Origin of the sequence: Nocardioides sp. (assembly GCF_036493135.1) — a bacterium.
In the GTDB taxonomy this organism is placed as follows: domain Bacteria; phylum Actinomycetota; class Actinomycetes; order Propionibacteriales; family Nocardioidaceae; genus Nocardioides.
In genome coordinates, this window is the sequence record NZ_DASXQG010000010.1 from 1 (window position 1) to 8,982 (window position 8,982).

Sequence of the window (8,982 nt, forward strand, 5' to 3'; positions counted from 1 at the left end):
CCAGGCAGGAGCCGGCCGGCCGCTGGTGGCTGCGTCGTACCGGGGGGTCCGCCAGGCCAGCGCGAGTACGACGAACGAGAGCGCGACCGCGATCGCGGCGCCGGTGATCGCCAGGCCACGCGAGATCGGGAGGTCCTGGGCACCGCCGAGACCGTGCTCGGGGAGCAGCCCTACGACCAGGAGTGGCGTCACCGCGCGACGAGGATGAAGAGGACCTTGCCGAGCGTGTGGGACTCGACCGTGACCCGTGTAGGAGCGGGGACCGGGTTGACCTGGAAGGTGCTCGAGCCCGCCCGGTACTCGAACTCCTGCTCGGTCGGCGAGGAGTGGACGTGGATCTCACCCGGCTTGTCGGCCGACACGTCGAACTCGATCGGCTGTCCCACCTTCACGTCGATGTCGGTCCCGTTGGGAGTCACGTCGCTGCCCTTGAAGGTGATGTCGATGACCTTGGTCGGCTCGTCGGTGCCGGCTCCCGACGAGCCGGAGGAGCTCCCGCACGCACCGAGGGTGAGGGCAGCGACCAGGGCGACCGTGACGGCGGCGACCAGACGACGCATGGGCTTGTGGCCTTTCTGCAACGGACGGATCCGGCCCGCCGACGGGCCTCTGTCAGAATCCCATGGAGCACAAGTCTCGGCGTCAACGGGTGCACAGGGGTGAGCATGGGCGAGCGGTTGAGGGCGCGGGACCTGGTGTTCCTCACCGCCGAGACAACGACGGCGCCCCGGCACAACGCCACCGTGGAGGTCTTCGACCCGGGCACGTCGGGCTTCGACCACGAGAAGCTGACCCGGCTGATCGGCGACCGGATCGCGTTCGTCCCGCGCTACCGCCAGCGCGTGCGATGGGTGCCCGCACACGTCGCCAACCCGGTCTGGGTCGACGACCCGCACTTCGACCTCGCCTACCACGTACGCCGCTCGGCCCTGCCCCGTCCGGGCAGCCTCGAGCAGCTTCGCGAGCTGGTCGGACGGATCGTGTCCCGGCCCCTCGACCGGCACCGGCCGCTGTGGGAGGTCTACTTCGTCGAGGGCCTCGAGGACGGCCGGGTCGCGGTGCTCACCAAAGCCCACCAGGCGCTCGTCGACGGGGTCCAGGTCGTCGACCTCGCACAGGTGCTGCTGGACCGGACGCCGGACCGGCGCGAGCTCGGGTTCGACGAGTGGCGGCCCGAGCCACAGACAAGCCCGACCGGACTCCTCGTGGAGGCCGTGCGTGACTCGGTGGCGTCGCCGCTGACCGCCGTCGACACCGCTCGCGGTGTCGCCGACTCGTGGCTCCGGGGCGCGGACGCGACGACCCGGAGGGTGACCACGATCGCCAACGCGCTGGCCGGCCGGCGCTCCGACCAGGACACCCCGATCGGCGGCACGCTGTCACAGCAGCGCCGCTTCGAGACCGTACGCCGCAGCCTCGCCGAGCACCGCGCCGTACGCGACGCCCACGGCGGCACGGTCAACGACGTCGTCCTGGCCACGGTCACCGGCGGACTGCGTAGCTGGCTGATGACCCGCGCGGAGTCCCTCGGCGGGCTGCGCCAGGTGCGGGCGGTCGTCCCGATGTCGGTGCACGACCAGGAGCTCGAGCCGACCTCGGTGGGCTCGCAGATCGAGCCGCACTTCGTCGACCTTCCGGTGGGCGAGCCGAGCCCGGTGGTCCGGCTGCACCAGGTCTCGTACTCGTTCAAGGCGCACAAGGAGACCGGCCGCGCGGTGGCGGCCGACCGGATCGCGGGCATCGCCGGCTTCGCGCCGTCGACGTTCCACGCGATCGGCTCGCGGGTGGCGGCGGAGCAGGTGCGCCGCGGCATCCAGCTCTCGGTGACCAACGTGCCGGGGCCGCAGTCGCCGCTGTACGCCGCCGGAGCCGTGATGGAGCAGACCTACCCGGTGCCGCCGCTGCTGCCCGGGCACGCGCTGGCCATCGGCGTCACGTCGTACGACGGACAGGTCTTCTACGGCGTCACCGCGGATCGCGACCGGGTGCCCGACGCCGACACCTTCGCGGCGTGCCTGTCCGAGGCGCTCGACGAGCTGCTCGACACGGCCGGCGATGGGCGACCCAAGGTGCCGCGGGGCCGCACCCGGCGATCGGGGCGTACGCCGTGACCCGTCTCTACGTCCCCGCGACCGTGCACCAGCTGGCCAAGCTGGAGCAGGCCGGCTCGCTCACGGTCGGCGACGACGTGGTCCTGGCGCCCGACGACTCCGAGGACGCCGAGTACGACGCGCTGATGACGGCCGCGGAGACCTCCGCCGTCCTCGCCGCCGAGCTCGAAACCAGGGGAGCGGCGCCGGGTCGTCGTCGTGGCCGAGGTGGCCGCGCTCGCGGCGTCGGTGAGCCTCTCCGACGTCGTCGCCGTCCATGCCGACGCCGACGACCTGCCGGACGACGCCGAGCCCGAGGACCTCGAGGACCTCGGCTGGTACGCCACCCAGGAGATCTCCGACCTGCTCGGCTGAATTGAGCGGCGGGTTCCCGTCTGACAACATCGCGACATGGACGCCGCCACCCACCCGCCGCACCCGGTCAACGAGCCCAACCTCACCTACGCGCCCGGGAGTTCCGAGCGGAAGGAGCTCGAGCAGGAGCTCGAGCGGCAGCAGCGCCGCCAGGTCTCCCTGCGAGCCCATATCGGTGGCCGCCGGCGCACCGGCGGAGGGGCCGAGATCACGGTCGTGCAGCCACACGACCACCAGCACGTGCTGGGCACGCTCAAGGGGGCCACGCACCGGGACACCGAGGCCGCGATCAAGGCCGCGGCCGACGCGGCCCCGGGCTGGCGCGCGATGTCGTTCGACGACCGGGCCGCGGTCATCCTCAAGGCCGCCGACCTGCTGGCCGGTCCCTGGCGACAGCGCCTCAACGCCGCGACCATGCTCGGCCAGTCCAAGACCGCGTTCCAGGCCGAGATCGACGCGGCCTGCGAGCTGATCGACTTCTGGCGGTTCAACGTCCACTTCGCCCGGCAGATCCTCGCCGAGCAGCCGATCGCCAACAGCCCGGGCATCTGGAACCGCACCGACTACCGTCCGCTCGAGGGCTTCGTCTACGCGATCACGCCGTTCAACTTCTCCGCCATCGCCGGCAACCTGCCGACCGCGCCGGCCCTGATGGGCAACACCGTGATCTGGAAGCCGGCGGTCACCCAGCAGCTCGCGGCCAACGTGACCATGGAGCTCCTCGAGGAGGCCGGGCTCCCGCCGGGCGTCATCAACATGCTGCCCGGTCACGGGCACGACGTCTCCGAGGTCGCGCTCAGCCACCCCGACCTGGCCGGCATCCACTTCACCGGCTCGACCGGCGTCTTCCACCACCTGTGGCAGACCGTCGGCGCGAACATCGCGTCGTACCGCTCCTACCCGCGCATCGTCGGCGAGACCGGCGGCAAGGACTTCGTGGTCGCCCACCCGAGCGCCGACCCCGACGTCCTGCGCACGGCCCTGATTCGTGGCGCCTTCGAGTACCAGGGCCAGAAGTGCAGCGCGGCCTCCCGTGCCTACGTCGCCAAGTCGGTGTGGGCCAAGATGCGCGATCAGTTCGTGGCCGAGGTCGAGGGACTCCGGATGGGCGACGTCACCGACCTGTCGAACTTCATGGGCGCGGTGATCGACGACCGCGCCTTCGCCAAGCACAAGAGCGCGATCACGCGGGCCAAGCGCAACAGCCACCTGTCGATCCTGGCCGGCGGCCAGACCGACGACTCGGTCGGCTACTTCGTGCGGCCCACGGTCGTGCAGTCGACCGACCCCAAGGACCAGATGTTCTCCACCGAGTACTTCGGGCCGATCCTCGCGCTGCACGTGTACGACGACTCGCGCTACGACCGGGTCCTCGCGCAGCTGGAGTCGTTCGCGCCGTACGCGCTGACCGGCTCGGTCATCGCCCAGGACCGCCGCGCGATCGCCGAAGCGCAGGACGTGCTCCGCTACGCGGCCGGGAACTTCTACGTCAACGACAAGCCCACGGGTGCGGTCGTCGGCCAGCAGCCCTTCGGCGGCGCCCGCGCCTCCGGCACCAACGACAAGGCCGGTTCGGCGGCGAACCTGATGCGCTGGACCAGCCCCCGCTCGATCAAGGAGACCTTCGTCCCCCCGAAGGACTACCGCTACCCCCACATGGCCTGACCCGCCCGAAGTGTGCTGCTGAGCGCGCTGACCCGTCACAAAGTTGCGGCGAAGTTGCGCCGAGCCGTCGGAGGTCTCCGTGCACTTCTGACGGGTGACCGTCATGAGCCCGCACACTTCGGGCGGGTCAGCGCGTCAGACCCGCCACTCACCGCGGAGCCACTTCACGCCGACCTTGTTCTCGGCGTCGAACGCCTTGACGACGAAGCCGGCGATGAGGTCCTCGACCTTGCCGCCGACCAGCGGGATGCTGACCTTCACGGCCAGGTCGATCTGCTGCACGACATCGTCGCCGGACTGGCTCAGCGACGTCGAGCCGGTCATGTCGCCGGGCTTCCCGGGGATCGTGACGCGGATGTCGGCCCCTGACGGCGACGACCACGTCTCCTCCTGGACGAACCGGATCTCCTGGCCGACCAGTCTCTGCGCGAACGACGGGATCCGGTCGGTGCTGTGCGCCTGCTCGAGCCGCGCCGTCATCCCGCTGCCGGACGGCGTGATCTCGCAGGAGAAGTCGATGACGCGCTGGTAGTCGCCGACCGCCTTCCGGTACGCCGGGTCCGCCAGCATCGCGTACACCTCGTCGACCGTCGTCCCGGGATAGCTCAGGGTGTGGTTCACGCGCTTCATGGGGGCCATCATGGCCGACATGAATCCGAGCGAGGAGTCGCCGTTGCGGCGCGCCGAGCGGGTGTACGCCGCAGCCGCCGACCACTTCACCCGCCCTGCGCTCGGGTTCTGGGACCGGTACGGCGAGGAGACCGTCCGCCGGGCCGGTGTGCACGAGGGCGAGCGAGTCCTCGACCTCTGCTGCGGCGCCGGAGCGTCCGTCGTACCGGCTGCGCACGCGGTCGGCCCGTCGGGCCGAGTGGTGGGCGTCGACATCGCCGACCCGCTCCTGGCCCTCGCCCGCGACCGCGTGGCCCGCGACGGGCTGACCAACACCGAGCTGGTCCGGGCGGACGCGACGGACACCGGGTTCGCCGACGGTTCCTTCGACGCCGTCGTTTGTGTGTTCGGCGTCTTCTTCGTGGCCGACATGCCGGCGTTCGTCAGCGAGATGTGGCGGCTGGTCCGCCCCGGGGGCCGTCTCGCGATCACGACCTGGGGTCCGGGGTGGCTCGAGCCGGCCAGCAGCATCTTCTGGGAGACCGTCCGCGAGGTCCGGCCGGAGCTCCACAGGGCCTTCAACCCCTGGGACGAGATCACCACGCCCGACGCGCTGGCCGCATTGCTCGCAGACGGCGGCGTCACGGCGGCTGAGACGGTGCCGGTGGCGGGACGGCAGCCCATCGACGGACCCGACGACTTCTGGGAGATCGTCCTCGGCTCGGGTCTCCGGGCCACCGTGGACGCGCTCGACGACGCCCAGCGAGAGGCCGTCCGGGGAGCCGTGCTCGATGCCCTGCGTCGTGATCGGGTCACCGAGGTCGGCGTCGACGCGGTCGTCGCGATCGCCACCAGACCATCTCCCTGAACGCGTCGTACCCGCCCGTGTTGGTGCGCGGTTGAACGGAGTCCTAATCTCGGGTTGTGTCAATGACGACCGACCTCGAGAAGTCTCATCAGCTCACCCAGGCCATCGCACTCGCGGAACGCAGCTCCGGGTCCGGTGGACCGCCCAAGAACGAGGTCGGCGCCCTCCTCAACGCCTACTACCGGCACGTCGCGACCGACGACCTGCTCGACCGCTCCGCGGAGGAGCTGTACGGCGCACTCGTCTCGCACTACCGCACCGCCGAGTCGCGACCCCAGGGCACCGCGAGCGTCCACGTCTTCACCCCGAGCCTGGCCGAGCACGGCTGGTCGGCCGGGGGTCACTCGGTGGCCGAGGTCGTCACCGATGACATGCCGTTCCTGGTCGACTCCGTGGTGATGGAGCTGACCCGGCAGCAGCGCGACGTCCACCTGGTCGTGCACCCGCAGTTCGACGTGACCCGCGACGTCACCGGCCGGCTGGAGCAAATCGCGTGCCCCGACAACGAGTCGGCGGCGCCGCCCGAGGGCGCCGAGCGTGAGTCGTGGATGCACATCGAGATCAGCCGGATCGGCCACGACGAGGATGTCGAGGCGATCGCCGCCGATCTCCAACGGGTCCTGCGCGACGTCCGCGAGTCGGTCGAGGACTGGGACCGGATGCGGCAGCAGGTCAACGAGATCGTCGGCGAGCTCGAGACCGACCCGACGACGGCGATCTCGGCCGAGGAGATCGAACGCGGCCGGGCCTTCCTCGAGTGGCTGGCCGACGACCACTTCACGTTCCTCGGCTACCGCGAGTACCACCTCGAGCGGGAGGGTGAGGACGAGTTCCTCCGCGGCGTCCCGGGCAGCGGTCTCGGCATCCTGCGCGACGACCCAGACCTCGCCGCCGTCGGGAAGCTGCCCAAGAAGGGCGCCGAGATGGCCCGCGAGCGCACCCTGCTGGTCCTGGCCAAGGCCAACTCCCGCGCCACCGTGCACCGTCCGGCGTACCTCGACTACGTCGGGGTGAAGTCGTTCGACGACAACGGCGAGGTCACCGGCGAACGTCGCTTCCTCGGCCTGTTCTCCAGCGCGGCGTACACGGAGTCCGTGTGGCACGTCCCGCTCCTGCGCGAGAAAGCCGTCGACGTGCTCAAGACCATCGGCCTCGACCCGCGCAGCCACGCCGGCAAGGCCCTCATCGACACCCTCGAGACCTACCCGCGCGACGAGCTGTTCCACACGCCCGTCGACGAGCTGGCGTCGATGGCGAGCCGGGTGATGGAGACCCGAGGACGTCGCCAGCTGCGGATCTTCGTACGTCGCGACACCTACGGCCGCTATGTCAGCGTCCTGGTGTTCCTGTCCCGCGACCGCTACAACACCAACGTCCGCGAGCGGTTCTCCGAGATCCTCAAGGAGAGCTTCGCCGGCGAGTCGATCGAGTTCAACGTCAAGATGAGCGAGTCGACGACCGCCCGGGTGCACTTCGTGGTCCACCCGGCGAAGGGGGAGAAGATCCCCGACGTCGACGTCTCCGACCTCGAGCGCCGGCTGACCGACGCGTCGCGTTCATGGCGCGACGACTTCACCGCGGCGACCATCGCGGAGTTCGGTGAGGACGTCGGCTCGCGGCTGGCCCGCAGCTTCGAGGGATCGTTCCCCGAGGCGTACAAGGAGGACTTCTCCGCCGCCACCGGAGCGCTCGACCTCGGCCGCCTCGAGGCCCTCGGCACCTCCGGGACCGACCTGTCGCTGTTCTCCGCGCTCGATGCCGCGCGCGGCGAGGCACGGCTGAAGGTCTTCCGCCGCGGTGCCTCGATCTCGCTGTCGGAGGTGCTCCCGGCGCTGTCGTCGATGGGGGTCGAGGTCGTCGACGAGCGGCCCTACCAACTCGACCACACCGACCACCCGTCGTACATCTACGAGTTCGGCCTGCGCTACGCGCCCGGCATGCCCGACAAGATGCGCGAGCCGTTCCAGGACACGATCCGGGCGGTCTGGGACGGCTACAACGAGATCGACGGGTTCAACGCGCTGGTCCTCGGCGCCGGGCTCACCTGGCGGCAGGCGACCGTGCTCCGCGCCTACGCCAAGTACATGAAGCAGGGCAACAGCCCCTTCGCCGTCGACTACATCGAGGAGGCGCTGCGCGGCAACACCGACATCACCCGACTCCTCGTGCAGCTGTTCGAGGCACGCTTCGACCCGGGCCGCAACGGTCTGGCCGCCGACGCCGAGGCGCGTACGGCGCGCGTGCAGGAGATCACGCATCGGATCGAGACAGCGCTGGACGACGTCGCCAGCCTCGACCACGACCGCATCCTCCGGTCCTACCTGACCCACATCAACGCCACGCTGCGCACGAACTACTTCCAGCTCGCCGACGGTGCGCACCACACGTACATGTCGTTCAAGCTCGAGCCGTCGGCGATCCCCGACCTGCCTCAGCCGCGGCCGCGCTTCGAGATCTTCGTCTACTCGCCGCGCGTCGAGGGCGTGCACCTGCGCTTCGGCGCGGTCGCCCGCGGCGGCCTGCGCTGGTCCGACCGCCGCGACGACTTCCGTACCGAGGTCCTCGGTCTGGTCAAGGCGCAGATGGTGAAGAACACCGTGATCGTGCCGGTCGGCGCGAAGGGCGGGTTCTTCTGCAAGCAGCTGCCCGACCCTTCCGACCGGGACGCGTGGCTCGCCGAGGGCGTCGCCTGCTACAAGACCTTCATCTGCGGGCTGCTCGACATCACCGACAACCGCGTCGAGGGCGCGACCGTCCCGCCGGGCGACGTCGTACGCCACGACAGCGATGACTCCTACCTCGTGGTCGCCGCCGACAAGGGCACCGCGACGTTCTCCGACATCGCCAACGGCGTCGCGAAGGACTACGGCTTCTGGTTGGGCGACGCCTTCGCCTCGGGTGGCTCGGTCGGCTATGACCACAAGGCGATGGGCATCACGGCCCGGGGCGCCTGGGTCGCGGTGCAGCGGCACTTCCGCGAGCGCGGGATCGACTGCCAGACAGAGGACTTCACCTGTGTCGGCATCGGCGACATGTCCGGCGACGTCTTCGGCAACGGCATGCTCTGCTCGGAGCACATCTTGCTCGTGGCGGCGTTCGACCACCGTGACGTGTTCCTCGATCCCGACCCCGACCCGGCGAGGTCCTTCGCCGAGCGCAAGCGGATGTTCGACCTGCCCCGGTCGAGCTGGCAGGACTACGACGCCTCACTGATCTCCGAGGGTGGCGGCATCTACCCCCGCTCGCTGAAGTCGATCCCGATCAGCGCCCAGGTACGCCGTGCGCTCGGCCTCGACGACTCGGTCGCGAAGCTGACGCCGGCCGAGCTGATGAAGGCGATCCTGCAGGCGCCGGTCGACCTGCTGTGGAACGGCG

At 70.3% G+C, this 8,982-nt stretch carries 7 protein-coding genes and 2 pseudogenes; 6 read left to right on the top strand and 3 right to left on the bottom strand.

What is annotated here, in order from left to right; translation table 11 throughout:
- Positions 1 to 192: pseudogene (locus tag VGJ24_RS01380) on the bottom strand (hypothetical protein); the annotation flags it as partial.
- Entirely contained in the window at positions 189 to 560 is a 372-nt protein-coding gene (locus tag VGJ24_RS01385; RefSeq protein WP_331498661.1) for a hypothetical protein, read from the bottom strand. The gene VGJ24_RS01385 and the pseudogene VGJ24_RS01380, both read right to left, overlap by 4 nt.
- A 105-nt stretch (positions 561 to 665) precedes the next feature.
- Here VGJ24_RS01385 and VGJ24_RS01390 point away from each other — a divergent pair, with 105 nt between their 5' ends.
- The 4 genes and pseudogenes from VGJ24_RS01390 to pruA all read left to right on the top strand — a co-directional run bounded on the left by VGJ24_RS01390 (position 666) and on the right by pruA (position 4,130).
- Positions 666 to 2,111: a wax ester/triacylglycerol synthase family O-acyltransferase gene (locus VGJ24_RS01390; RefSeq protein WP_331498662.1), complete on the top strand. Its 1,446-nt coding sequence runs from the start codon at positions 666 to 668 to the stop codon at positions 2,109 to 2,111.
- Positions 2,112 to 2,134: 23 nt separating this feature from the next.
- Positions 2,135 to 2,248, top strand: a pseudogene (locus tag VGJ24_RS19580) (hypothetical protein); the annotation flags it as partial.
- 61 nt (positions 2,249 to 2,309) lie between these two features.
- Positions 2,310 to 2,465, top strand: a complete 156-nt coding sequence (locus tag VGJ24_RS01395) for a hypothetical protein (RefSeq protein ID WP_331498663.1) — start codon at positions 2,310 to 2,312, stop codon at positions 2,463 to 2,465.
- A 36-nt stretch (positions 2,466 to 2,501) separates the two neighbouring features.
- A complete protein-coding gene (gene pruA / locus VGJ24_RS01400) occupies positions 2,502 to 4,130 on the top strand; it encodes an L-glutamate gamma-semialdehyde dehydrogenase (RefSeq protein ID WP_331498664.1) in 1,629 nt (542 codons plus the stop codon).
- 135 nt (positions 4,131 to 4,265) lie between these two features.
- Here the strand turns inward: pruA and VGJ24_RS01405 are convergent, their stop codons facing one another.
- A complete protein-coding gene (locus VGJ24_RS01405; RefSeq protein ID WP_331498665.1) occupies positions 4,266 to 4,760 on the bottom strand; it encodes a DUF2505 domain-containing protein in 495 nt (164 codons plus the stop codon).
- Positions 4,761 to 4,779: 19 nt separating this feature from the next.
- Here VGJ24_RS01405 and VGJ24_RS01410 point away from each other — a divergent pair, with 19 nt between their 5' ends.
- Positions 4,780 to 5,607: a class I SAM-dependent methyltransferase gene (locus VGJ24_RS01410; protein ID WP_331498666.1), complete on the top strand. Its 828-nt coding sequence runs from the start codon at positions 4,780 to 4,782 to the stop codon at positions 5,605 to 5,607.
- 62 nt (positions 5,608 to 5,669) lie between these two features.
- Positions 5,670 to 8,982: NAD-glutamate dehydrogenase (locus VGJ24_RS01415; protein WP_331498667.1), on the top strand; the 3,313-nt coding region annotated here is incomplete at its 3' end.

Bases quoted from the DNA above. Each gene is read 5' to 3' on its own strand.
- VGJ24_RS01385 (WP_331498661.1), bottom strand. From the start codon at position 560: ATGCGTCGTCTGGTCGCCGCCGTCACGGTCGCCCTGGTCGCTGCCCTC.
- VGJ24_RS01390 (WP_331498662.1), top strand. From the start codon at position 666: ATGGGCGAGCGGTTGAGGGCGCGGGACCTGGTGTTCCTCACCGCCGAG.
- pruA (WP_331498664.1), top strand. From the start codon at position 2,502: ATGGACGCCGCCACCCACCCGCCGCACCCGGTCAACGAGCCCAACCTC.
- VGJ24_RS01405 (WP_331498665.1), bottom strand. From the start codon at position 4,760: ATGAAGCGCGTGAACCACACCCTGAGCTATCCCGGGACGACGGTCGAC.
- VGJ24_RS01410 (WP_331498666.1), top strand. From the start codon at position 4,780: ATGAATCCGAGCGAGGAGTCGCCGTTGCGGCGCGCCGAGCGGGTGTAC.